Genomic DNA, 25,693 nt, shown 5'->3' on the forward strand with positions numbered 1-25,693 from the left:
CCCATGAGCAGCGATTCGCACGCAGCGAGCGCTACCGAACCCGGCCGGCCCGGCAGCACCTATTCCGACGGCCCGGCATGGCACGCATTCGGCGTCAGCCGCGCCGCCTATCACGTGGTGCCGCGACGCACCCTGCAGTCGATGCCGATCGAATGGCAGGCGCGATTCGTCGCGCTGATGCAGGAGGCGCGCCAGGCCCTGCCTGATGAGGCGTTCCCCGAGTACCAGGTGATTCGACTCAAGGAGGGCAAGTACGCCAACGACCCCAACTGCCGGTACCGCCGCACGCCGCCGTTTCCCCGCCGCCCCGCCGACCAAGCGCATGCCGTCTGCAATGCACCTCTCGCCGGCGCCTTCGTCAACACCTTCACCCAATTCGATCAGGCCTGCCAATGACCGCGAACACCACGGCTCTTCCGACAAACTGCTCCGTCCTGCGCGACGCATTCGACACGATCAGCGCGATCGCGGTCGAGGCAGTGTGGCTGCCGAACCAGGCGAAGGCCATCACTCTCGCCCAGGCCCAAAACGCCCTGCGTGATCTGCATCACCGCCTCCCGCGCTTGCAGGACCTGCGCGTGTTCGAAACCGCCGTCACCGCCTATCGCGCCACCCTGCGCAGCAGCATGCAGGATGGCGACACGCCGCTCTGTGATACGACCCGCGCCCGGCTGGCGCAGGCCGACGAACTGCTGGAGCTGGTCAGGAATCAGAGCCGCACTGTCATCGATCCTGCGGACCCGTGGCGCGGCTTGTACCACCCGAGTCGCCTCCCGGCGCGCAACGCGGACGGCGAGATCCTGTGCCACCCGGACGTGCCCAAGTGGGCTGACGGTCGCGAGGTGTCGCTGCGGCCGTTGTTCCTCGCACAGGGATTCGACCTGCAGGTGACGTTTGGCGACTTCACCGAAGAAGCCGTGGAGGCCGGGGACCATCGCTACTGGGATGAGATGCGCGCGTGGCAGCCCACTGGCCCCGGCCCAGATTGGCGCTTGGTCTGGCTGGGTGATACCGAAGATGGCCCAGGGGCATGGTTCGTGCGGCCGCTTGCAGCTGAGGCGGTTGTCGCCTGGGAGGCAGCACATGGCTGACGGCTCCGGCGGTTTCCGCTTCCCGTTGCACGACCTCAAATCACGGCTGCGCTCGGACGAGATCGTAGTTGATCTGTTCGCAGGAGGAGGCGGCGCCAGCCACGCGATGGAGACCGCGCTGGCTCGGGCGGTCGACATTGCGATCAACCACAACCCCTGGGCTGTGGGACTACACTCCGCCAATCACCCCTTTACTCGCCACCTGTGCCAGGACGTGTGGGAAGCAGACCCGCGCGTCGAGTGCGGCGGTCGACCTGTGGGCGCACTGCATGCCAGCCCGGACTGCACCCACTTTAGCCAGGCCAAGGGTGGTCAGCCGCGCAGCCGAGCAACCCGCTCCCTTTCGTGGGTTGTGCCCCGCTGGGCCGGCACCGTGCGTCCGCGCATCATCACGCTGGAGAACGTCAAGCAGATCCTGAAGTGGGGCCCGCTGATCGCAAAGCGCGACAAGGCGACCGGCCGCGTGATCAAGCTGGACGGCACAGTCGCCGCTGTCGGCGAGCGCGTCCCGCTGGACCAGCAGTTCCTGATCCCAGACAAGAAGCGCGAGGGCAGCACCTGGCGTCGCTTCGTCGTTGTGCTGCAGGCGCTCGGGTATCAGGTGGAGTGGCGTGTGCTGCGAGCCTGTGACTACGGTGCCGGAACCACGCGGGAGCGGCTCTACATGATCGCCCGATGCGATGGGGAGTCTATCGTCTGGCCCGAACCGACCCACGGGCCAGCCCGCGCTCAGCCGCACGTCTCAGCGGCGTCCAGTATCGACTGGTCCATTCCGTGCCCCAGCATCTTCGGTCGCAAGAAGCCGCTCGCGGACGCGACGCAGGCGCGCATCGCCCGAGGCATTAAGCGCTTCGTGCTGGATGCCGCTGAGCCGTTTCTCGTTCACGCCACCCACGGCGGGGAACGCAGGCCGCACGGAATCAGTGAACCGATGCCGACCATCACTGCCGCCAACCGTGGCGAGATGATGATCGTGTCGCCCACCATCGTGCAGTGCGCGAACGCGTCCGCCAACGGCGTCGCTTCCGGAGGCGATCCGCTGGGCACCATCACGGCTTGGCCGCGCGGCGGTTCGCACGCCTTGGTTGCACCCGTGCTTGTGCAGTCCGGATACGGCGAGAAGACCGGGCAGGCGCCCCGCAGCCTCGACATCAGTAAGCCGCTGGGCACGGTAGTCGCGGGAGGCACCAAGCACGCCCTCGCAGCCGCCAGCCTGGTGAAGTTCCGGGGCACCAGCGATGGCGGAGACGCCGGCCACCCGATGCCGACCATCACCAGCGGCGCTGGCGCGGCGCGGCCGGCCGGTGCCGCCCATGCCATGGGGGTAATGGCGGCGTTTCTGGAACAGGCCAACGGCGGGTTCTACCAGGGCGCCGGCAGCGCCGCCGACGAGCCGATGCCGACCATCTGCGCCAATGGCAGCCACCAGCGTCTCACGACCGCGCACCTGGTGACGCTGCGCAGGAACCTGGACGGCCAACCCACGGTTGATCCGCTCGGCACCATCTGCGCTGGTGCAACTCACCATGGGGTGATCGAGTGCGTCCTGAGTCCTGAGCAGGAAGCCGGCGCACTGCGCGTTGCCGCGTTCCTGATGCGCTACTACGGCACTGGCGGACAGCACGGAGAACTAAACGAGCCGCTGGCGACCATCACCACGAAGGACCGGCTGGCGCTGGTCACGGTGCATCTGAGCGGCGTGCCGTATGTGATCGTGGATATCGGGCTGCGAATGCTCAAGCCGCATGAGTTGTTTCGTGCCCAGGGCTTCCCGGCCAGCTACATCATCGATCGCACGCAGGATGGTCGACAGGTCAGCAATAGCCGCGCCGTCGCCATGGTAGGCAACAGCGTGAGCCCGCCGCCGCTGCTTGCCATCTTGGAAGCGAATACCGGCAAAACTCCTCGGAGCTGCACGCAGAAAGTCGCTAGAAGAGTCCCGAGACCTTCGACCAGGCGCGGCAGATCCATCGTGACCTCAAGGGGGGCTGATGAGAAGTGACACTCTTAGGATCGACCTCGGTCGGGTCAGCGCGCTGATTCCAACTTGGAGGGTTAGCCGATTGGTACCTCGCCATCTCATCCACTGCACGCAGGTTCGCATCGGTCACTCCAGTTTCGATAGCGCTGGTCAAATCTTCGAAATCTTCCTTAGACCACTTGCAGAGATCCTGCCGGAGCTCTTTAAGGCTATCTGCAAGACCGATGTAGTAATTGTGCTCAACGTGCATACGAACCGTCTCGTAGGGACGTGTTTTCTCACCTTTAGTGAGAGATCTTTCAAACGCCTTCAAGAGTCCGATGCACTTAGCAAGTCTCTGCTCGAGATATCTCGGAAGGCTGTGCACGTGCGGAATCAGAGTCGTGACACCATCAGCAGAAACCTGAGCAATCAACTTGCCAATCTCTTGGTGCGTCCAATGATTCACGTTGCCGCCGTACATTGCGATGGATCCGCCAGCAACACGAAGGCGGTGCTCCATCAGTGCCACCTCACCCACAGCAATTCTGGCGACCATTTTCGCTTGCCGCTGGCGGTGCCAGCGATCTCTAAGCACGGGCGTCACACCTACACCAAGGGCCACCAGAACGGCGAGCCCTGTCGTCACTGCCGCCCAATCCACGACGCATGTAGAACTCAGCGGCGAACAGATAATTACGCCATCCCACTTACTCATTTAGCCCCCCTACTTTGCACTGAGCGGCATTTTGACACGCCTGCATACATTCTGGAGGCGTCCCATGGGACAACCATCTAGAAGGCACGCTCTGAAAGTGACAGATGACACTATTGGCCTGGAAGATGCTGCAAGGATGCTCCGCCTCGGCTTGGATGCCATGAAGGATTTAGTGGATAGGGGAGATGTCCCTGCTGTCCGCCTAAATCAGAAGCACACGGTGATGCTGCGCGAGGATCTGATCGACTTCCTGCGCTCGGAGGGGCGCCGGCAAGCTGCCGAGCGGAAGAAGTCTGCTACCGGCAGGCGACTACCCGCGCGCGCTCCCGTCGAGGTGCCAGCCAGACGCCCAGGCAGCGCTCGCCGCATCACCCCGCCCGATCTACGCGCCTATGAGTTGGCCGATCACCAGAGCTGATCGGCCAGATCCGAGGCACGCAGGTTGGCGTACCGCTTTAATTGCCGCGGATCGCGATGCCCGGTGATTTTCGCAATCTGAATGTCCGTCAGCGAGGTCCTTTCGTACAGTCGGCTCGTCGCTTCGTGGCGCAGATCGTGGAAGCCGAGATCCGCGCACCCCGCCGAGACGAAGATGCGCTCGAACTGGCGCGACAGCTTGCTCGATACGCGCCGCAGGGCCAGAGGGCTACGCTCGCCGGTCCAGAACGGGAAAAGCCGCCCTTCGTAGTCACCCCCGTACGCGGCAAGCTTCGCCAGCAGAACTGATGTCATGGGTACCTGACGCTTGCTCCCGTTCTTGGTCTTGTCCAGGAAGATCGTACGCTGCGCCACGTCGAGCTGGCTGCGCTCCAGCGTGTAGATCTCGCGCATGCGCATGGCGGTTTCCAGCGCCAAGTCGAACATCATTATCAACGCCTCGCGCTGTGGCAGATCGAGCGGCCGCTGACGCCCCGGCGGCTTTGCGCCGGCCAGGATCTCCCGGATGCGTTCTTCCTCACCAGGCTCCAGACGGCGATCACGCTCCTGGTCAGCTTTCGCTTCCCCGTCGATACGCTTCACAGCTACCTTGTCGTCAGCCGTGTACGTCGAATAGCCCCGGGGCAGAAGCCGCAGTGGGTTCATTGGCAGCGCGCCATGCGCAGCCAGCCAGTCCAGGGCCCGCGACAAGGCACCCACGTAGTGCCGGATGGTCGAAGGCGCGAGGTTCTGCTCACGCTTCATGGTCGTGACCCACTCGGTCGCCCACGTAAACGTCAGCTGCGGCAGGGTAATTCCGATTGGCAGCCGAGAGAGCAGGACGGGCAGCAGCTGCTCGTCATCGACAGAGATGTGCTGAGCGCTCCGATACTCGCTGACCTGGCTGCGTAGATCCTTCGCGGCGGCCTTGCTGTTGGCCAGCTCCTCCGGCACCACTCCACGGTCGAGCAGCGCCTCGAGGCGGCGCACGTACTCGTCGCCCTCCGCCTCCGAGGAAAAGCTCAGGTAGACCGGCTGGGGCAGCAGCCCCGCCCGCTTGATCGTGTACTGCCAGGAGTCGCCCCGGCGTCGCTTGGTTGCCATCCCTGCTCAAACTCACGTAAACGCACTCGGCACATGTTAACGCGAGTTTGCCACCCGGAAACGGGTGGCAGACCGATGATTTCAGTGCCGAATCAGGGGATTTTGGCTAGCACCGCCAAACGCCAGGCAAAGAAAAAGCCCTGATAAATCAGGGCTTTATTTGGAGGCCTCAAGCGGAATCGAACCGCTGTAAACGGATTTGCAATCCGGTGCATAGCCACTCTGCCATGAGGCCAACGTACTGCGCGCCAGGAACGGAGCCCTGACAAGACAAAACCCCATGATGGGGCCTGTCGGAACATGGAGCGGGAAACGAGACTCGAACTCGCGACCTCAACCTTGGCAAGGTTGCGCTCTACCAACTGAGCTATTCCCGCGTAAGCCGCCATGGTACCGGAAATCCGGAACACACACCAGCGATTTCACCTTTCTGACTGCGCGTAAAGCCTTGCGGCCCAACGTGCCCCGCCTTGCCGTGGCGGGAGAAAAACAAGGCCCCTACCGGGGCCCTGTAGAATCTGGAGCGGGAAACGAGACGTTTACTAAGACCGTAAGCCGTTGTTTCCCAATCACTTTCTTCGCTGGCTTGACTAGCGAAGACCTTAATTGTAGCCTCATTTTTCACCCTCGGCAACAAGTTCGTCCAGAAACTTCCAGTAAGGTCCAAGGACACCTCCTCAGCGCATCGTCCCCACACCTCGTTCATCGCCGGCTACGGTGGTCTCGAACTCACCAATGATCACCTTTCCATATGCTTGGCTAGCTGCGTCGAAAGGCATTCGAGCACGTCACGCAAGTCCGCATAGAGGTCATGCCCGTTGGGCCGAGCCGAGCGCACCAGGCTCATCACCGAAACAGCGCGCTGACCGGCACGCAAGCTACCGACGAACAACTGGTTCGCCCTTTGAAGTGCCACTGGACGAATTTGCCTCTCGACGCGGTTGTTGTCTGGCGGCAGACGCCTGTCGTCGTTAGCGCCTCCCGGCGACCAAGGTTGGACTGCATGGCTCTCGCCGTGCCTGAGCTGTTCGGCACACCGGCTCGCTGCAGAAGCGACCACCCATACCCGTCTGCGCAAGTTGCGCGGGAAGAACCCATACGCTTGTCACTGGGACTGGATGCGCGATTCTTTATCGGTATATCAGGATACCTGGGAACGCATGACAGGCTCGGGATCAGTACGCCTGCCTTGGCATCTAGAAGCCACTGCGCGCCTATTGCGCCCTGTGAAACCGCAGGGGTATCACACCATGACAAATTGCTCTTGATGAGATTGCGGTAACGCATGACGCTGCCAGTGTGAGCGCCATTCTTCGTGTTGATCAGCGACAGGACCGATCAACCTACCACTCACGGATTCTTACACATTGAGCACATGGCGGCTACCACTGACTTGAGCTACTGAAAAGTGCTCAGGGCTCATGAAGAAGCGAGACTCGGGACTCGCTTCATCCACAGACAACTGCCCGGCCATGAGGTTGGCGCCAAAGGAGTCGGCCATGTAGTTCTCCTGGAAGGAGATGGGAGCATGAACCACAATGCACCAGCATCGAAGGTGTTCTATCGTCCGATCGAAGCCTCCCTCCGGTGGGCTGGGCTTCTGCGGTTTGAGCATGTCATCCTCACTTCGGTCTCGTCGTCAAGGAACCTGCCACAGTCGTTGGATTGCCCACGTTGGGGTGAGCTGAGGCTGTATACCGAACGCATCTACGATGGCATCCTCAATGCGGAACTTCCTTTCGGGAGGAACGGCATCACGACGCACGACACCGCGCTGATCGACTCCCCTGATCTCACTGTCCGTCACGTCGATCTGAAGCGTTGGATGCGCCAGCACTACCCCGAACAGCGCCCCGGCTTTCTCTTCTCGCGCAGCGAGCGCATCGCCCATCCCTCCATCTCTCTGGAAACCGGGCAGGCCATGCTGGTCGAGCGCTTGGCCCTCAAATCTGCCCTGGAGCAGTCCAAGCGCCAACTCCGCGAGCTGCAAGACAAGCACGACGCACTGCTCAAACAGTCCAAAATCATCCCGGCCTGCGCGCAGTACCCAATCAGTGATCGGGCCGAAGCCACCTACCTGAACATCATCGGCGGCATATTGGAGCTGATGCTCGGCCAATCGCCCTCGGGCACACCGTACTCCAGCTTCAAAACGCAAGAGGCTGTCGTAAGCGCATTGGTCGCCCATCACCACGGCGTCATGGGGATCGCCGAGCGGACGTTGAACGGCAAGTTCGCCACGGCCAGACGCCGGCTGCATAGCGCCACCCTCTGAGGATTGCCAGCTTGTATGTGCAGTCGCGGAGATTGCATTTGCAATGTCTTTCCGTAGCCATGTCTATTGAATAGAGGTCACGCCAACAAACGCCACTGAGCGTTCAGGAGTGACCACCATGTCGCAAACACCTGTTCTGCCGCCCAACGAGCGCCGCATCCTGCGCTTGGAAGAAGTCGAATCGAAGTCCGGCTTCAAGCGCGCCCACCTCTACAACCTGATGCGCGCGGGCAAGTTCCCCAAGGCGCTGCGCCTGGGTGTGCGCGCCGTCGGCTGGGATTCCATCGAAATCGATCAGTGGATCGCCGAGCGCGTCAACAACCGGGCCTGACCCATTCTCCCGCGGACCTTCCATCCTCACACGGAGAACGCCATGCAGGTTGTATCCATCATTTCAACGAAAGGTGGCGTCGGCAAGACCACCACTGCCGCGAACCTGGGCGGGCTCGTCGCCGACGCGGGGCTGCGCGTGCTGCTGCTCGATCTCGACGTGCAGCCCACCTTGTCGTCCTACTACGAACTGGGACACCGTGCGCCTGGTGGCATCTATGAGCTGCTGGCCTTCAACGAGCGCGACCTCGGCCAGCTCGTGTCCCGCACGATCATTACGGGTCTGGACCTGGTGCTGTCCAACGACCACCGGGGCGAGCTGAGCACCTTGTTGCTGCACGCGCCGGATGGGCGCCTGCGGCTGCGGCACCTGCTGCCCATGCTGGCTCCTCTCTACGACCTGGTGCTGATCGACACCCAGGGCGCGCGTTCGGTGACGCTGGAGATGGCGGTGCTCGCTTCCGATCTCGCGCTGTCACCCGTGACCCCGGAAATCCTCGCCGCCCGCGAACTGCGGCGCGGCACCATGCAGTTGCTGGAGGACATCGCTCCGTACCGGCACCTGGGCATTGAGCCGCCGCCGCTGCATCTGCTCATCAACAGGGTCCACCCGGTGTCGGCGAACGCCCGGCTGATCCAACAGGCCTTGCGCGACCTGTTCCAGGACCACGCCGGCATCCGCGTGCTGACCACCGACGTGCCGGCCATCGAAGCCTATCCGCGCGCCGCGACGCGCGGCCTGCCAGTGCATCGGGTCGAATACCGCCAGCCACCGGGCAGAGTCGCCCCCGCCGCGCTCGACACCATCCGCGGCCTCGCCGGCGAACTGTTCCCGCAATGGCAGCACCGATTTGCCACGGTGTCCGGCCGCCCGCCATTTCCTCTGGATACCGGGAGGCCCCATGGCGAGCGCACATGAACTGGCCCGAGGCCATAAGCGGCTGCGCGCCCTGATCGAATTCGCCGTCGGCGAGGGCTGGCACGTCAAGCGCACGCCGGGCGGCCACCTCAAATTCACCAAGGCCGGCTGCGCCGCGATCTACACCAGTTCGACGGCCAGTGACCACCGGGCCGCCCTCAACGCCCGCGCGCAGATCCGCCGCGCCGAGCGCGAGGCCCGGTCCCCAGTGCAGGGAGGCCGCCATGGCTGAAATGACCTCCCAGCAGATGGCCGGCAAGCTGCTCGCGGCCGGGTTCGAGCGCAGCGGCCCGTCCACCTCGGCCTTGAGCGACCCGATCGCCGACACGCCCATGGTCGTGACCCTGGACCAGTTGCGCCCCTACGACCACGATCCCAGGAAGAAGCGCAACCCGGCCTACGAGGACATCAAGGCGTCCATCCGCGAGCGCGGCCTGGACGCAGCCCCGGCGATCACCCGGCGCCCGGGCGAGGACCACTACATCATTCGCAACGGCGGCAACACGCGCCTGGCGATCCTGCGCGAACTGTGGTCGGAGACCAAGGACGAGCGGTTCTTTCGCATATCGTGCCTGTTCCGGCCGTGGCCCAGCCGCGGCGAAGTCGTCATGCTGACCGGCCACCTGGCCGAGAACGAATTGCGTGGAGGCCTGACGTTCATCGAGCGCGCCCTCGGCGTCGAGAAGGCGCGCGAGTTCTACGAGCAGGAAAGCGGCGCCGCCCTGAGCCAGTCCGAACTGGCACGCCGCCTCGCCGCCGATGGTTTCCCGGTCCAGCAGTCGCACATCAGCCGGATGAACGACGCGGTGCGCTACCTCCTGCCGGCGATCCCGACCGTGCTCTATGGCGGGCTCGGCCGCCACCAGGTCGAACGCCTGTCGGTCATGCGCAAGGCCTGCATGCTCGCGTGGGAGCGCTACGCCAAAGGCCGCACACTACTGGTACAGGACTTCGATGACTTCTTTCAGGAGGTGCTGTCGCAGTTCGACACGCAGGCCGACGAGTTCGCCCCCCAGCGCGTGCAGGACGAGCTGATCGGCCAAATGTCCGAACTGCTCGGCATCGACTACGACGTACTGGCGCTCGACCTCACCGAATCCGAAAGCCGCCATCGCGCCCTGGTCAGCGATCCGACCCCACCAACGGCACCCCCCACGCTGCCTGAGCCTGACACCATGGCACGCCCGCCCGCGGCGCCGGCCCCATCGGCCCCGACGCCGGCAACCACACCTGGGTCGCGCGAGCGCGAGGGCGGCTCAGGGTCGGACGGCTCACCCGCAGGAAGCCCCATGGCTGCTCCTGGTGATCGGCTGCAGGGGCACATCGTTTCGCCTGCACCGACGACGGAGCGGCTGCAATCCATTCAGCGGATGGTCGCCGACGAGCTGGGGGATGCGCTGCCCGATTTCTCGGCCAACGTCTTGCAGTCCATTCCCGTCCAAGCAGGCGGTCTCTACCCGATTTCCGACGTCTGGCACATCGACGCGAGCCTGGACACGCCCGAGCGCCTGCGCATCCACGTCGCGCAGTTCGCCCGCGAGATCGCGGGCGAGGCTCGCCTGGACGAGTGCATCGATGACCGTCCAGACGGCATCGGTTTCGCCTGCCGTGCCCACGCCCAAGACCTGGAGCCGCTGGGCCGTGCCGTCCTGGCGCTGCTGGCATGCATGGCCGGTCAGCAGCCCGCCGACGTCGGCTTGGATAACAGGCAATTCGTCATCGACCTGTCGGCGTTGCTGCACGGACAAGGCGACGCAACCCGGCGACTGAGCGACACCGCACTGGTCAAGCTGTTCCGGCTGCTGCGGCTGGCCCGCCGTCTGCTCGACCTGGACGCCGGCGCTGCGGACCCTGGAACGTGACCGAGGGAGACCAGCATGTCCGCACCACACCCACTCAACCAGGCCGTCATCGCCCAGGCCCTCTATGACCTGCGCAATGGGCAACTGCGCCGCTGCAAGCTGATGGGGTTTGGCGAGGAAGAGCTGGACGCCCTCAAGCATCCCGCGCTGATCAGCGTGCTGGCCAACGCCAACGTCTCGTGGTGCTCGGTGACGGTCAACCGCGAAGTGCTCCGGCGTCTGCTCAGGCAGGCGCAGGATGTGGAGAAGGAGATCGCCACGGTCGATCGCATGCTGCGCCTCGGCGCGAGCACCGAAATGGTCAGCCGCTTCTACGGCCTGACCCACCAGGAAGTGGCGCTTCGCCGCGAAATCCTCGGCCTGCCCAAGCGCAAGGGTCGCCATCCCGTGCTGGACGAGAAGCAGGACACGGAGCTGTGGCGGCAATGGAAGGCCGTGACCAGCAGCAGGAACGTCGATCTCGAAGACGAAACCTCCATCCTCGATGCCGCCATGGACCTCGCCGAAGGCATGTCGCTGCCTCTGTCGGTGGTCTGGGCTTCGATCAAGAGCTGGGTCGATCAAGGATTGGGTTAACCATGGCCGTGGACGACACCGCACCACGTCGTGGCCCCATCGCACTCGCAGACCTGTTCGACGCTGCGCTGAAAGACCTTGTGCCCAAGCCCAACGCCGACGCGCCCCCGCCCACACCTACACCTGTCGCGATGCCCACTGGTCCGGCGTCTGGCGATGCCTTCCTGTTCAGCGGCAACCGGCACGAGACCGTACCGCGACGGCTGTTCCTCGACCGCCGCCTGACGCCGCTGGAGCGCAATGCCTGGCAGGTCTTCCGGCTGATGCTCAACGACGATGGCGTGACGGCGTTCCCGACGTATGAACAGCTTCGGCCCTGGCTGGCGTCGATGCCCTGCGCCGGGCAAGCCTCGCACGAAACCGTGGCGCGAGCACTGACGCTGCTGCGGCTGACTCGATGGCTGAGCCTGGTGCGGCGACGGCGCGACGCCAAGACCGGCCGCATCCTCGGCAACCTCTATGTCCTGCACGACGAGCCGCTGACCCCCTTTGAAGCGATGCAGCTCGACCCGGACTACCTGCAACTCGTCAGCCAAGCGCTCGGCCATTCGGCCAAAGCCGTGCAGATCGTAGGCCTGCACACCCTCAAGGAAATCGGCGAAGACCCGATGCTGGCCGGGCGCACCCTGCCATCGAGGCTGCAAGTCCTGGCCGAACGCCTCGCCAGCCAGGGCGTCGGGGCGCACGAAAGTTATCCACAGGAGGACGCCACGCACGAATCCGAAGAAGGGGCGACGAGCCTTCTTCGGAATCCTGACGATCCCACTTCGGAATCCGAAGCAGGGTCGAAACCCGCGCCAGACGCCTCTCTTCGGAATCCGAAGCAGGCCCGTACAGTACGTAGTAGTCGTATTAATGAAGTACGTACTACCGCGCAGGCACAAGCGCATGCGCGCGCGCTGGGCGACCTGCAATGGCCCAAACGCTTCGCGGAACTGAAGGCAGAGCAGCAGACAGGTGCGAGGGTGGCACTACAGCAGGTCGATGCTGCGCTGAGGCAGGCCGTGCTGGACGAATGGGCTGCACGATGCAGCAACCATGGCATCCGCAATCCTGCAGGGTATCTGTTCGGCATCATCCAGCGGGCCATCCATGGCGAGTTCAACGCCTGGGCCAAGAAGGACGCGCCATCGGCGCCCGTTGCGCCGAACGAGCGGCCGCCACCACCAGCACCGCCACCATCCCAGCCGCAGGGCAAGCCTGTGCCGCCAGAAGTCGCCAGGCAGCACATCGAGCGGCTGCGCAACCTGCTCGCCAGCAAGTGAGCGGGCCTGCAAGGTGGTGAAGTGGATGCCGGTGGCTTCCAGTAGAGCTATCCCCTGGGGATAGTTCCACTGACGGCTACACGTCGAACCGCTGCACGCCAGGCCTCGATCGCCTGCAGCGGGATCGGCCTTGTTCGCGCTGATCCGGGTGTGCAGCGTTCCTTGGCGCTCCATGGCGCTATCCCCAGGGGATAGATCGCGACGCATGCACCCACCGCGCCGTGAACCGGGGACGGGCGGGTTTCGGTTTGTTGACTGACTGCCTTCCGCTACCTGCCGAAGCTGTCCGCTCTTTTCCAACAACGAGCGGACACCATGGCAACCACCAACGAACCCCTGCAACTGAATCTCGGCTCCTTGCGCAGCGCGATGTCGCTGACGCTGCACACGCACCACGCCTCGCGCATCTGGCACGGCCGCGCCGCCGCCGAAGGGCGACCGGGCATCGTCGGCCTGAACGGCTACATCGCCCAGATGAACAAGATGCGGCGCGGCTCGGAGCAGGACGACCCGTACAGCGACTTCTGGATGCTCCGCATCGAGGACAAGCTCGACCAGACCAAGGCCACGCTGCAATCGCTGCGCGAACAGGTGGACCAGGCCCTGGCGAGCGTGCCGCCGGCACTCACCCTGGGCGAAAACCTCAACGTCCAGCCGGTCAAGCTGCCGCTGTTCGTCAATGCGCAGCTCGGCTTTGCCGCCGTGTACCTGCTCGCCGACTACGACGATATCGCCCGCAAGCTGATCCTCGCGCACCACACCGCGCTGATCGATCGCTCGACGCTCGAACGCTGGCTCAACGAAGGCGCGCATGCACTGCGCAGCCTGTTCTCGCTGGCCCAGCAGTACCGCTACTCGGGCTGCACCCGCGACGACTTCGCCGCCAAGAATGCCGCAGCGCGGGCGGCGTTGGAAAAGTTCGGCGAGATGCCGCCGGACGTGCTGGAGGGCACGCGCCGCTCGAAGTTCGCGCCGCCCATCATGCGCCGTGGCCTGCAGCAGCGCGGTGACGGTCCTGCCGCAGCCGCATCGCCCAGCGACGAGGCCGCCGCCCCCGAAGCGACGGCCGGCGAGGACGCGCAGGCATGAGCGACCCAAACCGCGACACCCGCTACTTCCGCCCTCTGCAACAGACAGCCTTCATGCAGTTGGAACACGCAGCCTCTCAAAAAGGCCTTTTAAAGCCCTTTAAGGGTAAAGGGGACTTGGAGGCCTGGGCCAGCCAGTGCTTCGCCATGCGCGACGAGTTGATTGGCTTGGCGCAGCGACAGGTGCTGCAACAAGCCCTCGGGCATCCCTTCCACCTGCTCCCCATCGAACTGGCCCAGCAGACAACTGGCGCAGGCACGGCGTTTCTTCGCTGGCGCAAGCACGACCGCTCGGCCATGGGCGTGGCACTGTGGCAGGAGCTGATGGCGAGTACCAGCACGCCGGTCAACCTGCTGGCCGACTTGCACGCCATCGAGCTGCAGCGCATCACGCTGAACATGCAGATCAGCCTGTTGCACACCTTGGGCAGGCTGGCCCAGGAGTGTGCCAGCAAGGCCACCGAGGCGGAAGACGCTTACCTGCGTCGGCTCAAGTCCATCCCACCCGCACTGCGCGATCAGTGATCGCGCCGGGCAACCCAGCACGCGCTCGTCACCGACCAGGTGCGGGTATTTCAACCACCACGGAGATTGCAACATGAGTACGCATTTTTCTGGCGAGGGCAACATCGGCTCGCCCCCCGAGTACCGGGAGTTCCCCAACGGCAACGACGAGCCCAGCCGCCTTCTGCGCCTGAACGTCTATTTCGACAACCCCATTCCCAAGAAGGATGGCACCTTCGAGGATCGCGGCGGCTTCTGGGCGCCGGTGGAAATCTGGCACCGCGACGCCGCGCACTGGAAGGACCTCTACCAGAAGGGCATGCGCGTGCTGGTCGTCGGCCGGATGGAGCGCGAACCTTGGACGGACAACGAGGATCAGCCGCGCGAGACCTGGCAGATCAACGCGCGCAGCGTCGGCATCCTGCCGTTCCGCATCGAGTCCGTAGCCCTCAGCCCCAGGCAGCAAGAGGCCGCGCAGGATGCGCAGCCGAAACCCCCGGCCGCCCAGGAACCGACCGCGCCGAAGGAGCCGAAGCGCAGGAAGTGATCCGGCATGGGGCGGTGGCAGTCGTCCGTCGCCCCCATGCCCTCGCGAGCTATCCCCAGGGGATAGCTCCATCAACGTCCACCGGCGTCCGTGCGCTCCAAAAAATCGCGGCTCCCGGCCCGCACATCCCCGGCCGAACGCCACTCCCGTCCCCGCCATCCCATCCCGTAAAAGTGGTCGCCACCGCATGCGGCTTGTTTGCTGCTGCCCTTGGTGGTGTTCGGCATCCTCGATTCCCGCAACTCAATGAACCATGGAAATCGGATGGACTGACATGCGGCTGTTCTTGTGCGAGAAGCCCTCCCAGGGCAAAGACATTGGCCGGATTCTCGGCGCGACGCAGCGCGGTGAAGGCTGTCTCAGCGGCTCCGGCGTCACCGTCACCTGGTGCATTGGCCATCTCGTAGAAGCAGCAGCTCCCGAGGTCTATGACGCGGCGCTCAAGCGCTGGTCGCTGGAGCAGTTGCCCATCGTTCCCCAGCAGTGGCGGGTCGAGGTCAAACCGAAGACCGCCACGCAATTCAAGGTCGTCAAAGCGCTTCTGGCGAAGGCGACCCATTTGGTCATCGCCACCGATGCCGACCGCGAGGGAGAGCTGATCGCCCGCGAGATCATCGACCTGTGCGGTTACCGCGGCCCCATCGAACGGCTGTGGTTGTCGGCGCTCAACGATGCGTCGATCCGCACCGCGCTCGGCAAGTTGCGGCCCTCATCCGACACGCTGCCGATGTACTACTCGGCGCTTGCGCGCTCACGCGCCGACTGGCTCGTGGGCATGAACCTCAGCCGGTTGTTCACGGTGCTCGGGCGTCAGGCCGGCTACGACGGCGTGCTGTCCGTCGGGCGCGTGCAGACGCCGACCCTGAAGCTCGTCGTGGACCGCGACCGCGAGATCGCGGCCTTCAAGTCGGTGCCGTTCTGGGCCATCGACGTGTCCCTGTCTGCGGGTGGACAGGCTTTCAGCGCGCAGTGGGTTCCGCCCGATGGCTGCACCGACGACGCTGGCCGCTGCCTGCAACAGCCGGTTGCCCAGCAAGCCGCGCAACAGATCCGCGCTGCGGGTAGCGCTCAGGTGGTGTTTGTCGAGACCGAACACATGCGTGAAGGCCCGCCGCTGCTGTTCGACCTGGGCACCTTGCAGGAGGTCTGTTCCAAACAGCTTGGGCTGGATGTTCAAGAAACCCTGGAGATCGCCCAGTCCCTGTACGAGACCCACAAGGCCACTACGTACCCGCGTTCCGATTCAGGCTACCTGCCCGAAAGCATGTTTGCCGAGGTGCCCACTGTTCTGGACAGCCTGCTCAAGACCGATCCCTCGCTGCGCCCGATCATGGGCCAGCTCGACCGCTCCCAGCGCTCGCGCGCCTGGAACGACGGCAAAGTGACGGCGCACCATGGCATCATTCCCACCTTGGAACCCGCGAACCTCTCGGCCATGAGCGAGAAGGAACTGGCGGTGTACCGGCTGATCCGCGCGCACTACCTGGCGCAGTTCCTCCCTCACCACGAGTTCGACCGCACTGTCGCCAAGCTGTCCTGCGACCAGCAGAAGCTGGTGGCCACCGGAAAACAGGTGATCGTCAAGGGCTGGCGCCTGGTGCTGGCCGAGCCGCAAGCGGACGAGGACGGTGAAGCCACGGCACGCAGCCAGGTACTCCCCGTGCTGCGCGAAGGCATGGCGTGTCAGGTGACCGAGGCCGAGATCAAGGCGCTCAAGACGATGCCGCCCAAGCCTTACACGCAGGGCGAGCTGGTCAAATCCATGAAGGGGGTCGCCAAGCTGGTGACGGACCCGCGCCTGAAGCAGAAGCTCAAGGATACGGTCGGCATCGGCACAGAGGCCACGCGGGCCAACATCATCAGCGGGTTGATCGCCCGCAGCTACCTTGTGAAGAAAGGACGCTCCATTCGCGCATCGGATGCAGCGTTCACCCTGATCGACGCCGTACCCGCGGCGATTGCAGACCCCGGCACGACGGCAGTGTGGGAACAGGCGCTCGACATGATCGAGGCTGGTCAGCTCACCCTGGATGTGTTTATCGGCAAGCAGGCCGCATGGATTTCGCAACTGATCGCGCAGTACGGCAGCACCTCGCTGTCCATCAAGGTTCCCCAGGGACCCGCTTGCCCGCAGTGCGGCGCACCCACGCGCCAGCGCACCGGCAAGACCGGCCCCTTCTGGTCGTGCAGTCGCTACCCCGACTGCAAAGGTACGCTGCCGGTCGAATCCGGCGCGTCCAAACGCGGAGCCTCGCGATCTCTACGCCTTTATGGCAGTAGCGGCCGCAAAGGCTCTTGACCGACCCCGTTCCCCGAGAGCCGTGTCCGCCATCGGCGGCGTGGCCCATGTCCCGCACGCCCTGCGGGACGCCCAGCGCGCAACGCCTTCTCTTGTCCGTGTGCGCGTCCCGCCCGGCCGTCCCCGGCCGCGGGACCTGAAGGTAGCTTCTCCACGAACCATGTCCGGGGTTTCCCGGCGCGTTCTACTGATCTGCATTTTTCCGCTTCTGCGAAGGGTCCCCCGATGGCTTGCCCGCCTGCGAGCCACCCGGAGACCCTTCGTGGTCAGCGGTATTCGATGCCGTGCCCAACGGCGAAAAACTGGGCTCCTTTTGTGCGCGGATGTGCGCCAGAAGATGCCGGCGCCAACCACGACATGCGCCGGGTGCGATTGCTTGATGAGCAGCCGGTTCTAGCGACAACCGGGCCTGCAACAGCCCACGGGTGGTTCTGTCATCCCGAGCCGGAGGCCACTGGGCCTTCGGCGCCTTTCTCCTGCCGATCAACGTCCCGGCCCGGCCACACAGTCCAAGGCCACACAAACAGGAGACCCGACATGAACCCGCAACCTCGCCCCCCACGCGGTGTGCCCCAAACCGCGCCACTGCTGTACGGCAGCGTGTGCAGCGGCATTGAGGCCGTGAGCCTCGCCTGGCAACCTCTCGGCCTCGAAGCCGCATGGTTCGCCGAGATCGAGCCGTTCCCGAGCGCCGTGCTCGCCCACCGTTACCCCCGCGTGCCCAATCTGGGCGACATGACCGCGATCGCCCGCCAGGTGCGTGCCGGCACTGTGCCAGCGCCCGACATCCTGGTCGGCGGCACGCCGTGCCAGTCGTTCAGCGTTGCAGGTAGCCGTCGCGGGCTGGATGACCCGCGCGGTGCCCTTTCCCTTGCCTATGTGGAGCTTGCCAATGCCATCGACCAAACCCGCCAACAAGACAGCCGCCCGGCGGCCACGCTCGTCTGGGAAAACGTCCCAGGCGTACTCAACGACCGCAGCAATGCCTTCGGGCATTTCCTGGGCGCACTGGCCGGAGAAAGCCGTGCGCTCCAGCCGCCAGGGGAAAAATGGGCGTACGCTGGTTGTGTGTCTGGACCCCGCCGCCGCATCGCCTGGCGCGTGCTCGATGCTCAATATTTCGGTGTCGCCCAACGCCGCAAGCGTGTGTTTCTTGTGGCAAGTGGTGGAGATGACCTCGATCCCGCAGAAGTACTTTTTGAGCGCGCAGGCCTGCTCGGGGATTCTTGTGCGGGCAGCGCGCCGTGGCAAGAAGCTGCCTGCACTGCTGAACCTAGTGTTGACCCAGCAGACGGATATGCAGGACTGAAGCAGCCCTGCGGCAAGGTCACGACGACGTTTGGGTTCAGCAATGGGCGTGGCCCGACCGATCTTGCAGCCAGTTTGATGGCTGGCGGCCCGAAGCACGACATCTGCACCGAGACCTACTTGGTGCAATCCGTCGCAGGCAACATCAGCCACACCCTCGACACCGCCAACAACGGCAAGGGCAGCAGCGAGGACGGCACCGGCAAGGGTGTTCCGATCATCGCCTTCATCGCGCAGGGCAGCGGCGCCGATGCCACGCTCGACCTGACACCGACGTTGCGCGCTGGCGGCCATTGCAACAGCCATGCGAACGCCGGGGTCGTGCCCGCCATCGCGTTCGCGCAGAACAACCGCGGTGAAGTGCGCTTCGAGTCGGGCCATGGCCAGGTCGCTTGCACCGTGCTGTCCAACGGCAAGCCGGGCTACGGCGTACCTATGGTGGCCTGCGTGTCTCTGCACGGCCGCGAGCAGGGTCTTGCCGCCGAGCTGGGCGGCAGCGTAGCGGGCGCACTGCGCACCAGCGGCGGCGGCGCGGACAAGCCCTATGTCCTGGCTCCCGACTTCGAGGCGCATTTCCGCTACGACTGGAACGACCCTGGCCCCGGCGACTGGTCGCATTGGCGGGTGCGGCGGCTGATGCCCGTGGAGTGCGAGCGGCTGCAAGGCATGCCCGACGACTACACGCTGATCCCGTACCGCGGCAAGCCCGCTGCAGATGCTCCGCGCTACAAGGCGATCGGCAACTCCATGGCCGTCCCGTGCATGGCGTGGCTGGGCCAGCGCCTGGTGCAGTACCTGCACAAGACGGGCTCGACCGCTTCGGATTGATCGGCGACGCAGCCTGCGGGCCACTCCATTCTCCCTCTTGCATTGCCGATGGTTCGGCAACAGCCCGTAGCCAGGGTGTCAAGGCTGCCGCGGGTTTCACCCACGCCACCCGCCAGTTCGCCTCGGCATCTCACCGGCGAACGCTGCCCACTGGGCATCGATGCCTCATTTCTCCAACCCACGGGATGGCCGCCACGTCCCGTCAGGAGCATGTCGCCACCCGGTCGATCTCAGGACTTCCCCATGGACAACATCACCAAGCAAGACCGCATTACGCTGAAGAACCTCAAGGTGGCCGACTTCGCCAGCGAGGAAACACTGTGCTTCAACGCAACCGTCGTGTTCGACGGTACTCCCATCGCCGAGGCCCGCAACGACGGCCACGGTGGCTCGACGTTCCTCCACGCGCTCAACGGCAAGGCGGGGCTACTGGCGCAGGCCGAAGCCTTCGCCAAGGGCCTGCCGCCTGCGCCGCTTGACCTCGGCCACGAGAGTGAAGACCCTCACTACATCGACATGACGCTCGACTTCCTGGTCGATGAGCTGGCCGACGCCATGCACGCGGAACGCAAGGTGCGAGCCGCATTCAACCGCGACATCGGCAACAAGGTGCTGTTCATCAAGGAAGGCAAACTGCTGTTTATCAAGGGCATCAAGCTCAAGGCCATCGCCGACCGGAAGGCGTACTTCGCTTCGCTGCGCGCCCGGCAGGCCCAGCCCATCGTCATCCTGGCCGAGCTTCCACCCGAGCAGGCATTCGATTTGTGGAAGCAGTATGTCCTGGGCGACAAGCCCGACTGACCCAGCGTCACCGCACCCTCCTGACAGCCCCGCACTCGATGCGGGGCTTCTTTCTTTCGGTCCCCATCAATCGGGTCTGGGCTGGATGCCATTTTCCAACTGACGCAGCGCGGTCCGCGCACGAAGCTGCCCGCATGTTCGCTGATTCGTCAGCACATGCCAGCAGCCAGGGTTTTAGGCTGTCGCGGGTCTCTCCCGCGTTACCCACCAGTCCGCATCGCATCAAGTCTGCGGACGCGCGTCCTCGTGACGTCGATGCCTTTTATCAACCGCGTGCGGGAGCCGCCATCCCGTGAGGGACGAGGCCCCGCTTTTCCAAGGAGCCTATCCATGTCCCAGCAAGCCTCTTTCGGCCAAACCTTCGGGCAATTGGCCTCGACCTACTGCGGCAAGTTCCTGCCGCTCGAAGTCCTGCAAAGCGCCGCCGGCCACTACATCGGCACGCGCGATACCGAAGGCCCCGTTTCGCGGGAATCCCGCGAGTACTTCCGCAGCTATGCCGCGGCTCAACGTGCCCTCGAAAGAGGCGGCTGGTCCCAGCTCGCCGTTCCTTGATCCAAACTGGAGGAATCACGTCATGAACCAGCTACTGCCGCGGGAAGTCGTCGATCAGATCATGCGGGAAGAACAGCATTTCGCCGCCGCGCCTCAAGCCTTTTTCGAGGCATGGAAGCGTGGCGTCGAGATTGCTGGCCCCGAGTGGTTCGGCGACGGCACCCGTGAAGGTCTGAACCAGGCCAAGAGCAAGTGGGATCTGCGTCCCAACATGCTGCGGCTCAACGACGCCCTCGGCGTCCTGAGCAGCGGCGAACGCATGTTCCTGTCTGCCATGGTCAGCTTCTACAACGCGCGTGAGGGCGGTGCCATGCTCAAGCGCTGCCACTTCCACGGGCTGTCGGACTTCGACGGTCTCGACCTGCAACGCCGCAAGGTCATCGCCGACCTGCTCGTGAACTACAACGGTTGGTGAGCCGGTCTCCGGCACACCACTGTCTTTCGTTCCCCCCGAGAGGGACATGCGCCCAAAAGGCCATGTCCCTCAATTTCTTCTCCATCACCCTGCGGATGCCATCGTCCGCATGGGCTGGCTCCGCTTTCTCGAAAGGAGCCACCATGGCGAACAACTACTACGAAGGCACGGGCGTTCTCGTGCTGGAGCGTGTCACCCCCGTCATCAAGGCGCTGTTCGGCGCCTTCGCGCTGAACGAAGGCCATCCCGGCAACGGGCAGGCCTACATCGCCCAGATCGCCGAGACCAATGATCCGCGCTGGACGGATGTGCTGGACGGCCTGGAAGACCTGGCCGCACAACTCGGCATCCCCATGCCCGACGACGAAGAGTTGTCGATTCCACCTCTGCTCGAACGGCTGGCCGCGCACTTCGGTGCCGAGCAGGACGCGGAGCTGGAGAACCTGATCGAGCACCACAAGTTCGAGGACAGCGCCGACCTGGAAGCCTTGCTTCTGATCGCTTCCTGCTTCGATGACGGCCATCGCCTGACCGCCATCCAGTTCGAAGGCTGCTGGCATTGCAGCAGGCCGAGGCTGTTCGAGTTCGGCGGCAACGGCTGCTACCTGAGCCGCGAGGTCCAGGTCTTCAGAACGTCCTCGCAGGCGCTCCAACTCGGCGACCAACTGCGCAAGACGATCCTGTCCGCCGACATCGAAGAGGCCTCGGCATTGATCGCGCTGGAGGCCGCCAACCTGCTCGCAGGCATCAACGACGAGCAGTTCCGCCTGAATGTGCGCCGTCGCGTCGCCGACCGACTGGCCCAGATGCCAACGATCAGCGCCGCCTGACGCATTTTCCATTTTCAACCCACCGGGTCCAATTCCCGGTGGCGGGAATTGGCTCCATTATTCAATCTGGAGAGTTCCCAATGTCCCAGAAACCCAATCCCTTTCACCGTGGCTACTGGAATCTGAAAATCGTCCGCACGCTGTGCATCAGCTACGAGGACGGAAGCCCGCATGTCTGGCGCAACATCCACGCGAGCCAGCAACACCTCTCCGACGAGGAACTGGTTTCATCGTCCTGCATCGTCGCCAACGATTTCGCCGTGGTCAGCGATGGCCGCGAAGCCGTGAACGCCGAGGTACTGGCCGAATGCGATGCCGGTGAAGGCGTCAGCGGCGAAGGTGTGATCGGTGCCGTGGTCTATGCCATCCATGGCGAGGACTTCGACGGCCGCCCAGTCCACGTCGGTGACGCCTATTCGGCCGAGGCCGCGCGGGAAGCGATGCAGCGCCTGAGTTTCGAGACCGGCTACTACAGCCGGTGCTGGGAAATCAGCCGTGAGCACATCACGGTCGATAGCTGGCACTACCTCGCCGGCCTGGCGGACATCGCCACGCCGGAGGCCATGTTGTTCATCGCCTTCCGTGTGCCGTACAGCCCGGCGATCGGCGTCAAGCTGATTTCCACGCCCTGGACGGACCAGAACCTGGAGCACGCCGAGGGCATCACCGCCGAGCAGCTTCGACAGGAGCACCGGAACAAGGGCATGCCGGACGACCTGGCGAACATCCTTGAACTGGCTGGCCAGGCCGATGTGCGCATCCTCATCCTCGATGCAGACGCACCCGCGTTGCTGGGCCTGCCGCTGGCCGAGGGCTAGCAGCCGCGCGACACGCGGGTCTTCCTCTTTGTCCCCTCATGCCAGCCCGTCTCCCCCAAGAGTCGGGCTGGTCCATTTTCATAGGAGCAACCTCATGTTCCCCAACCTCATTTCGCGCGCACCGGACTTCGAGCACCAGCTCGGAGCCTGCGTCAACGCCATGAGCCAGGACGACGCCATCGGCCAGATCCTGGTATTCGAGCGCACGCACGGCACGCTGCACATGCGCCATATCGCCGGCGCCGACTTGGTGGACACCGACATTGACGACTACGAGATGGTCGTCTTCGACGGTGGCAACACCGGCGGCGACACGTGGAAGCATGTGTTCTTCCCGCGTCAGCGCGAACACTACTTCGTGTACCAAGCCTGATCCAACCAGCCCCTTTCGAGGGGCCTTTTTCTTGTCCCCAGCGCGGGAAACCGGGTGCGGCGCAGTGCCGTTTCATGCGGGCGGGTAGCCCGGCCCAGGGCCATCCTTGCCCCCATGTTCGTCGGCGTTGCCGACACATGCCCAGGCAGCCGAGACCTTCGAGGCTGCAAGCACGGGAAACCGCGCTGGTTGTTTCTTCCTACGGACGCACCGCGTCCATCCACCCACAAGGGACCTCTCCCTTGCGGGCGGGGAATCCCTTGTTCTTCCTCAAGGAGATTCCCATGGACCGTTCCCTCATCAAATCCATGATGCCTTCGCTTGTCGCAGGCCATGTGCCCCGCAACGTGCGGTCGTTCAAGTATCGCGTGTTCGATGATCAGCCGCAGTCCTCGACGCTGGGCTTCGCCATCGACCCCCAGCCCTTCGACGGCAAGGTGGTCGCGGCCAGCGACGACGCCATCGTCGTCAAGCTCAAGCCCAGCGAGTTCGCGGTGCTCGACCCCCACCTGGTGACCACCCTTCCCAGCGAAGGCGCCAAGGTGCATGTCCAACCGTATGCCCGCCGCCGCTTCGACGGCCTGCGCGCGGACACCCCGGAAGTAATCACCGAGAAGACCGCGGACGGTGTTCCCTACACCATCACCAGGCACATCCTCGGCTCCGCGCCTGCCAAGCTGCCCATCCCCGAGCCGCAGTGCATGGAACTGGGACAGCTCATCCAGCAGTTGGAGGAAATGCCGGCTCCCGATGGGTTCCGGCGCATCACCCACATGCTGGTCGATGCGGGTGCCCGCGACTTCACCTGGGTCGATCCGAAGCCGTCCAAGATCATCGAGACACCCCCGGCGATCAGCTTCTCGGTTTCGACCTCGAAGTTCGAGGGCCAGGTGACGATCCTCTACGACCGCGGCGGCGACACCTACGCGGTGGAACTGAGCCGCGACGGCGAACTGGTCGATCGGCACGACGAGGTGTATTTCGACATGCTCGGTGAAGTGCTGGAGCGGCTTATCGACGACGGGCACTGGCGTCTGATCGACGTGAGCGTCATCGACGCCAAGGCAACCAAGCGGCGCTACGGCTGACCGCAGCCTACCGGCGACTTGCCCCCATAGGCCTTCCATCCATTCGGGTGGAGGGCCTTTTTCTTCAGGAGATCAACCATGTCACTGCGATTCAAAGGTTCCGACCTGCGCCCCGTGCTGGCCGAGGCCGTTGCCAACCAATGCCGCGTCGTCCTCGCCAAGGACCAGGGCGTGTACTTCCTCGCCGAGCAGGGAGAGCGCCGTCCCGATGGCCGCGTGAAGCTGCTGGCCTATGCCGTCGGCTGCAACCCGGATACCGACCCGTTTGACGGCTGGTGGGAACTGGCGCGTGCCGAGCTGGGTGGCGACGACTTCGGCGAGTTCTTCGATCCGAAGGAAGGCGTCTTCGCCCGCATCCTGCGCGGCATGGACGATCTGATGCTATCCGCCACCACGACGCACCTGTCGCTGGAGGTGGTGCCATCGATGTAGTGCGAATACCACTGTCCCCTCACGGCCCCCTTCATGGGGGCTTCTTTTTTTGCGGCGCTGGCGGCATGGACAAAGGGAAGCGTCCGGATGCCGATTGATTACTGCCGCGCGCGCGAAGCCCGTCCATGCTGCCCCCATGCCTGCTGACGTTGTCAGCGACATGCCAGGCAACCATCGGTCTTCGAGGTTGCCGCGCAGTTTCCACTGCGTGACCGAGCCAGCTCGCACCGCATCCATCCGCGAGCGGCCACCAGTCCTGGTGGCGGATGCTTTCGCCTTATCAACCCACCGCGGGGTTACGCACCTTTCCCCGCATGCGTGGGGCCGGTGTGTCTCCGCTTCATCCCAATGGAGATTCACCATGAGCACCACGTCCAACGAGAAATCGTATTTCGACCTCCACACCTCGGGCATCGGCTACATCCAGCGTGTCCGCGAGGTTCCCGTCCGGGGCGGCCGCCGTGCGCAGCCCTTCCTGGCATGCACCATCGCCGCGCTGGTCGGCTCCGCCAAGGACCCCAGCTACCGCTACTTCGACGTCAAGGTCTCGGGTGCCGAGGCCAAGAAACTGGTCGAGCGCTACATCGGCGTTGACGATCCCAAGCAGCGGCCGCTGGTGCGCTTCCGCCTCGGCGACCTCTGGGGCGATGCGTACATCCGCGACAAGGGTGAGCACAAGGGCCAGGCCGCCGCGTCTCTGAAGGCGCGACTGCTGAAGGCCGAGCCGCTTGACCGGGCCGAACTGGCTTCGATCAAGCTGCACGAGCTGATCACCCGCGGCATCGGCTACCTCAGCCGCCCGAAGGACGTCTCCCCCAAGGATGGCGATCCGTTCCTGTCGTGCTGCGTCGCGGCGCTGGCCGGACCTGTCGGTGAACCGGAATATCGGTACTTCGACACCATCGTCGCCACCCCTGAAGCCGAGCACCTGGTTCGCCGGTGCGTGCAGGCCATCGAAGGGGACCGCAAGGTGCTGATCGCCTTCCGTCTGAACGACATGAAGATCGATCCGTACATCCGCACCAAGGGCGAGCGCGCCGGGGAACCGGGAGCGAGCCTGGAATCGACGCTGGTCCACATCGGTCTCATCAAGATCGACGGCACCCAGGTCTATCCGACGAGCCAGGCGCAAGCCGAGGCGCCGCAAGCCGAGGACGCACCCGCGCCCGAAGCCGAGGTTGCCGCCGACACCGCTGCCGACCAGCCTGTCGAGCCCGCCGTGCGCGAGCCCGCAGGTGAAGTCAAGGAGCAGGAGCCGGCATTGGCTGCTTCGTTCTGATCCGGCATGGC

General features: G+C 64.5%; 29 protein-coding genes and 2 tRNA genes. 25 read left to right on the forward strand and 6 right to left on the reverse strand.

Translation table 11 applies throughout. From position 1 onward, the window contains the following. The first annotated feature begins 3 nt into the window (after positions 1–3). From V3B46_RS15510 to V3B46_RS15520, 3 genes are read left to right on the forward strand one after another with little or no spacing between them, the layout of a single operon-like run. Complete coding sequence (locus tag V3B46_RS15510) at positions 4–396, forward strand: hypothetical protein (protein ID WP_329892297.1); 393 nt, start codon at positions 4–6, stop codon at positions 394–396. Beyond that, positions 393–1,091 carry a hypothetical protein gene (locus V3B46_RS15515; protein WP_329892298.1) on the forward strand — a complete coding sequence of 233 codons (699 nt, stop codon included), beginning with the start codon at positions 393–395 and terminating at the stop codon, positions 1,089–1,091. The genes V3B46_RS15510 and V3B46_RS15515 overlap by 4 nt, the downstream gene beginning before the upstream one ends. Continuing rightward, positions 1,084–3,093 carry a DNA cytosine methyltransferase gene (locus V3B46_RS15520; protein WP_329892299.1) on the forward strand — a complete coding sequence of 670 codons (2,010 nt, stop codon included), beginning with the start codon at positions 1,084–1,086 and terminating at the stop codon, positions 3,091–3,093. The genes V3B46_RS15515 and V3B46_RS15520 overlap by 8 nt, the downstream gene beginning before the upstream one ends. Here the strand turns inward: V3B46_RS15520 and V3B46_RS15525 are convergent. Beyond that, positions 3,020–3,769, reverse strand: coding sequence for a hypothetical protein (locus tag V3B46_RS15525; RefSeq protein ID WP_329892300.1), 750 nt, complete (start codon positions 3,767–3,769; stop codon positions 3,020–3,022). The genes V3B46_RS15520 and V3B46_RS15525 overlap by 74 nt on opposite strands. Positions 3,770–3,833: 64 nt before the next feature. On the opposite strand from V3B46_RS15525, the gene V3B46_RS21735 reads away from it, so the two are divergent. Continuing rightward, positions 3,834–4,187, forward strand: a complete 354-nt coding sequence (locus tag V3B46_RS21735; protein ID WP_489686295.1) for a helix-turn-helix domain-containing protein — start codon at positions 3,834–3,836, stop codon at positions 4,185–4,187. On the opposite strand, the gene V3B46_RS15530 is transcribed toward V3B46_RS21735, so the two are convergent. The 5 genes from V3B46_RS15530 to V3B46_RS15550 form a co-directional block, all read right to left on the reverse strand. Then, positions 4,175–5,290, reverse strand: coding sequence for a site-specific integrase (locus V3B46_RS15530; RefSeq protein ID WP_329892301.1), 1,116 nt, complete (start codon positions 5,288–5,290; stop codon positions 4,175–4,177). The genes V3B46_RS21735 and V3B46_RS15530 overlap by 13 nt on opposite strands. A 161-nt stretch (positions 5,291–5,451) precedes the next feature. After that, a tRNA-Cys gene (locus tag V3B46_RS15535) sits at positions 5,452–5,525 on the reverse strand. Between the two features lie 66 nt (positions 5,526–5,591). Further along, positions 5,592–5,667: transfer RNA gene (locus V3B46_RS15540), tRNA-Gly, on the reverse strand. 362 nt (positions 5,668–6,029) lie between these two features. Next, positions 6,030–6,350, reverse strand: coding sequence for an IS66 family transposase (locus V3B46_RS15545; RefSeq protein ID WP_074167576.1), 321 nt, complete (start codon positions 6,348–6,350; stop codon positions 6,030–6,032). A gap of 300 nt (positions 6,351–6,650) precedes the next feature. Next, the gene (locus V3B46_RS15550; RefSeq protein WP_153573857.1) at positions 6,651–6,791 is read right to left on the reverse strand and encodes a hypothetical protein; all 141 of its coding nucleotides are present in this window, start codon (positions 6,789–6,791) and stop codon (positions 6,651–6,653) included. Between the two features lie 27 nt (positions 6,792–6,818). On the opposite strand from V3B46_RS15550, the gene V3B46_RS15555 reads away from it, so the two are divergent. The 21 genes from V3B46_RS15555 to V3B46_RS15655 all read left to right on the forward strand — a co-directional run bounded on the left by V3B46_RS15555 (position 6,819) and on the right by V3B46_RS15655 (position 25,682). Further along, on the forward strand, positions 6,819–7,565 hold the full coding sequence (locus V3B46_RS15555) for a hypothetical protein (RefSeq protein ID WP_003821040.1): 747 nt from the start codon (positions 6,819–6,821) through the stop codon (positions 7,563–7,565). Positions 7,566–7,683: 118 nt separating this feature from the next. Further along, positions 7,684–7,896 (forward strand): AlpA family transcriptional regulator, encoded by a 213-nt coding sequence (locus V3B46_RS15560; protein ID WP_003821041.1) that lies wholly within the window; start codon positions 7,684–7,686, stop codon positions 7,894–7,896. Positions 7,897–7,938: 42 nt separating this feature from the next. Then, positions 7,939–8,814 carry a ParA family protein gene (locus tag V3B46_RS15565; RefSeq protein WP_003821043.1) on the forward strand — a complete coding sequence of 292 codons (876 nt, stop codon included), beginning with the start codon at positions 7,939–7,941 and terminating at the stop codon, positions 8,812–8,814. Next, complete coding sequence (locus tag V3B46_RS15570) at positions 8,798–9,046, forward strand: hypothetical protein (RefSeq protein WP_003821044.1); 249 nt, start codon at positions 8,798–8,800, stop codon at positions 9,044–9,046. The genes V3B46_RS15565 and V3B46_RS15570 overlap by 17 nt, the downstream gene beginning before the upstream one ends. Next, a complete protein-coding gene (locus V3B46_RS15575; RefSeq protein ID WP_033470938.1) occupies positions 9,039–10,676 on the forward strand; it encodes a ParB family protein in 1,638 nt (545 codons plus the stop codon). Before V3B46_RS15570 ends, V3B46_RS15575 begins: the two co-directional genes overlap by 8 nt. Before the next feature lie 15 nt (positions 10,677–10,691). Continuing rightward, complete coding sequence (locus V3B46_RS15580; RefSeq protein ID WP_003821054.1) at positions 10,692–11,252, forward strand: DUF2857 domain-containing protein; 561 nt, start codon at positions 10,692–10,694, stop codon at positions 11,250–11,252. A 2-nt stretch (positions 11,253–11,254) separates the two neighbouring features. Continuing rightward, a complete protein-coding gene (locus V3B46_RS15585) occupies positions 11,255–12,517 on the forward strand; it encodes an STY4528 family pathogenicity island replication protein (protein WP_003821055.1) in 1,263 nt (420 codons plus the stop codon). Between the two features lie 315 nt (positions 12,518–12,832). Next, the gene (locus V3B46_RS15590; protein WP_003821056.1) at positions 12,833–13,606 is read left to right on the forward strand and encodes a PFL_4669 family integrating conjugative element protein; all 774 of its coding nucleotides are present in this window, start codon (positions 12,833–12,835) and stop codon (positions 13,604–13,606) included. Further along, positions 13,603–14,130, forward strand: coding sequence for a DUF3158 family protein (locus V3B46_RS15595; RefSeq protein ID WP_003821057.1), 528 nt, complete (start codon positions 13,603–13,605; stop codon positions 14,128–14,130). The genes V3B46_RS15590 and V3B46_RS15595 overlap by 4 nt, the downstream gene beginning before the upstream one ends. A gap of 73 nt (positions 14,131–14,203) precedes the next feature. Continuing rightward, entirely contained in the window at positions 14,204–14,656 is a 453-nt protein-coding gene (locus tag V3B46_RS15600; protein WP_003821059.1) for a single-stranded DNA-binding protein, read from the forward strand. A 274-nt stretch (positions 14,657–14,930) separates the two neighbouring features. Further along, complete coding sequence (locus V3B46_RS15605; protein WP_003821061.1) at positions 14,931–16,955, forward strand: DNA topoisomerase III; 2,025 nt, start codon at positions 14,931–14,933, stop codon at positions 16,953–16,955. A 537-nt stretch (positions 16,956–17,492) separates the two neighbouring features. Then, a complete protein-coding gene (locus V3B46_RS15610) occupies positions 17,493–19,091 on the forward strand; it encodes a DNA cytosine methyltransferase (protein ID WP_003821062.1) in 1,599 nt (532 codons plus the stop codon). Positions 19,092–19,334: 243 nt separating this feature from the next. Further along, positions 19,335–19,892 (forward strand): hypothetical protein, encoded by a 558-nt coding sequence (locus tag V3B46_RS15615; RefSeq protein WP_033470935.1) that lies wholly within the window; start codon positions 19,335–19,337, stop codon positions 19,890–19,892. 330 nt (positions 19,893–20,222) lie between these two features. Then, positions 20,223–20,447 (forward strand): hypothetical protein, encoded by a 225-nt coding sequence (locus V3B46_RS15620; RefSeq protein WP_033470933.1) that lies wholly within the window; start codon positions 20,223–20,225, stop codon positions 20,445–20,447. Between the two features lie 22 nt (positions 20,448–20,469). After that, positions 20,470–20,862, forward strand: coding sequence for a hypothetical protein (locus V3B46_RS15625; protein ID WP_003821065.1), 393 nt, complete (start codon positions 20,470–20,472; stop codon positions 20,860–20,862). Between the two features lie 62 nt (positions 20,863–20,924). Continuing rightward, a complete protein-coding gene (locus V3B46_RS15630; protein WP_425517689.1) occupies positions 20,925–21,692 on the forward strand; it encodes a hypothetical protein in 768 nt (255 codons plus the stop codon). 80 nt (positions 21,693–21,772) lie between these two features. Further along, complete coding sequence (locus tag V3B46_RS15635; RefSeq protein WP_003821067.1) at positions 21,773–22,510, forward strand: DUF5983 family protein; 738 nt, start codon at positions 21,773–21,775, stop codon at positions 22,508–22,510. Positions 22,511–22,604: 94 nt separating this feature from the next. After that, complete coding sequence (locus tag V3B46_RS15640) at positions 22,605–22,883, forward strand: hypothetical protein (RefSeq protein WP_003821068.1); 279 nt, start codon at positions 22,605–22,607, stop codon at positions 22,881–22,883. Between the two features lie 284 nt (positions 22,884–23,167). Next, on the forward strand, positions 23,168–23,971 hold the full coding sequence (locus V3B46_RS15645) for a hypothetical protein (RefSeq protein WP_003821069.1): 804 nt from the start codon (positions 23,168–23,170) through the stop codon (positions 23,969–23,971). 78 nt (positions 23,972–24,049) lie between these two features. After that, positions 24,050–24,403: a DUF3085 domain-containing protein gene (locus V3B46_RS15650; protein ID WP_003821070.1), complete on the forward strand. Its 354-nt coding sequence runs from the start codon at positions 24,050–24,052 to the stop codon at positions 24,401–24,403. Positions 24,404–24,764: 361 nt separating this feature from the next. Beyond that, complete coding sequence (locus V3B46_RS15655) at positions 24,765–25,682, forward strand: DUF3577 domain-containing protein (RefSeq protein WP_198887590.1); 918 nt, start codon at positions 24,765–24,767, stop codon at positions 25,680–25,682. Positions 25,683–25,693: the final 11 nt, after the last annotated feature.

Source organism: Stenotrophomonas sp. SMYL11, from assembly GCF_036320005.1.
Classification (GTDB): domain Bacteria; phylum Pseudomonadota; class Gammaproteobacteria; order Xanthomonadales; family Xanthomonadaceae; genus Stenotrophomonas; species Stenotrophomonas maltophilia_A.

Coding starts and splice junctions, on each gene's coding strand:
- V3B46_RS15510 (WP_329892297.1), top strand. CDS start 4: ATGAGCAGCGATTCGCACGCAGCGAGCGCTACCGAACCCGGCCGGCCC.
- V3B46_RS15515 (WP_329892298.1), top strand. CDS start 393: ATGACCGCGAACACCACGGCTCTTCCGACAAACTGCTCCGTCCTGCGC.
- V3B46_RS15520 (WP_329892299.1), top strand. CDS start 1,084: ATGGCTGACGGCTCCGGCGGTTTCCGCTTCCCGTTGCACGACCTCAAA.
- V3B46_RS15525 (WP_329892300.1), bottom strand. CDS start 3,769: ATGAGTAAGTGGGATGGCGTAATTATCTGTTCGCCGCTGAGTTCTACA.
- V3B46_RS21735 (WP_489686295.1), top strand. CDS start 3,834: ATGGGACAACCATCTAGAAGGCACGCTCTGAAAGTGACAGATGACACT.
- V3B46_RS15530 (WP_329892301.1), bottom strand. CDS start 5,290: ATGGCAACCAAGCGACGCCGGGGCGACTCCTGGCAGTACACGATCAAG.
- V3B46_RS15550 (WP_153573857.1), bottom strand. CDS start 6,791: ATGGCCGACTCCTTTGGCGCCAACCTCATGGCCGGGCAGTTGTCTGTG.
- V3B46_RS15555 (WP_003821040.1), top strand. CDS start 6,819: ATGAACCACAATGCACCAGCATCGAAGGTGTTCTATCGTCCGATCGAA.
- V3B46_RS15560 (WP_003821041.1), top strand. CDS start 7,684: ATGTCGCAAACACCTGTTCTGCCGCCCAACGAGCGCCGCATCCTGCGC.
- V3B46_RS15565 (WP_003821043.1), top strand. CDS start 7,939: ATGCAGGTTGTATCCATCATTTCAACGAAAGGTGGCGTCGGCAAGACC.
- V3B46_RS15570 (WP_003821044.1), top strand. CDS start 8,798: ATGGCGAGCGCACATGAACTGGCCCGAGGCCATAAGCGGCTGCGCGCC.
- V3B46_RS15575 (WP_033470938.1), top strand. CDS start 9,039: ATGGCTGAAATGACCTCCCAGCAGATGGCCGGCAAGCTGCTCGCGGCC.
- V3B46_RS15580 (WP_003821054.1), top strand. CDS start 10,692: ATGTCCGCACCACACCCACTCAACCAGGCCGTCATCGCCCAGGCCCTC.
- V3B46_RS15585 (WP_003821055.1), top strand. CDS start 11,255: ATGGCCGTGGACGACACCGCACCACGTCGTGGCCCCATCGCACTCGCA.
- V3B46_RS15590 (WP_003821056.1), top strand. CDS start 12,833: ATGGCAACCACCAACGAACCCCTGCAACTGAATCTCGGCTCCTTGCGC.
- V3B46_RS15595 (WP_003821057.1), top strand. CDS start 13,603: ATGAGCGACCCAAACCGCGACACCCGCTACTTCCGCCCTCTGCAACAG.
- V3B46_RS15600 (WP_003821059.1), top strand. CDS start 14,204: ATGAGTACGCATTTTTCTGGCGAGGGCAACATCGGCTCGCCCCCCGAG.
- V3B46_RS15605 (WP_003821061.1), top strand. CDS start 14,931: ATGCGGCTGTTCTTGTGCGAGAAGCCCTCCCAGGGCAAAGACATTGGC.
- V3B46_RS15610 (WP_003821062.1), top strand. CDS start 17,493: ATGAACCCGCAACCTCGCCCCCCACGCGGTGTGCCCCAAACCGCGCCA.
- V3B46_RS15615 (WP_033470935.1), top strand. CDS start 19,335: ATGGACAACATCACCAAGCAAGACCGCATTACGCTGAAGAACCTCAAG.
- V3B46_RS15620 (WP_033470933.1), top strand. CDS start 20,223: ATGTCCCAGCAAGCCTCTTTCGGCCAAACCTTCGGGCAATTGGCCTCG.
- V3B46_RS15625 (WP_003821065.1), top strand. CDS start 20,470: ATGAACCAGCTACTGCCGCGGGAAGTCGTCGATCAGATCATGCGGGAA.
- V3B46_RS15630 (WP_425517689.1), top strand. CDS start 20,925: ATGTCCCTCAATTTCTTCTCCATCACCCTGCGGATGCCATCGTCCGCA.
- V3B46_RS15635 (WP_003821067.1), top strand. CDS start 21,773: ATGTCCCAGAAACCCAATCCCTTTCACCGTGGCTACTGGAATCTGAAA.
- V3B46_RS15640 (WP_003821068.1), top strand. CDS start 22,605: ATGTTCCCCAACCTCATTTCGCGCGCACCGGACTTCGAGCACCAGCTC.
- V3B46_RS15645 (WP_003821069.1), top strand. CDS start 23,168: ATGGACCGTTCCCTCATCAAATCCATGATGCCTTCGCTTGTCGCAGGC.
- V3B46_RS15650 (WP_003821070.1), top strand. CDS start 24,050: ATGTCACTGCGATTCAAAGGTTCCGACCTGCGCCCCGTGCTGGCCGAG.
- V3B46_RS15655 (WP_198887590.1), top strand. CDS start 24,765: ATGAGCACCACGTCCAACGAGAAATCGTATTTCGACCTCCACACCTCG.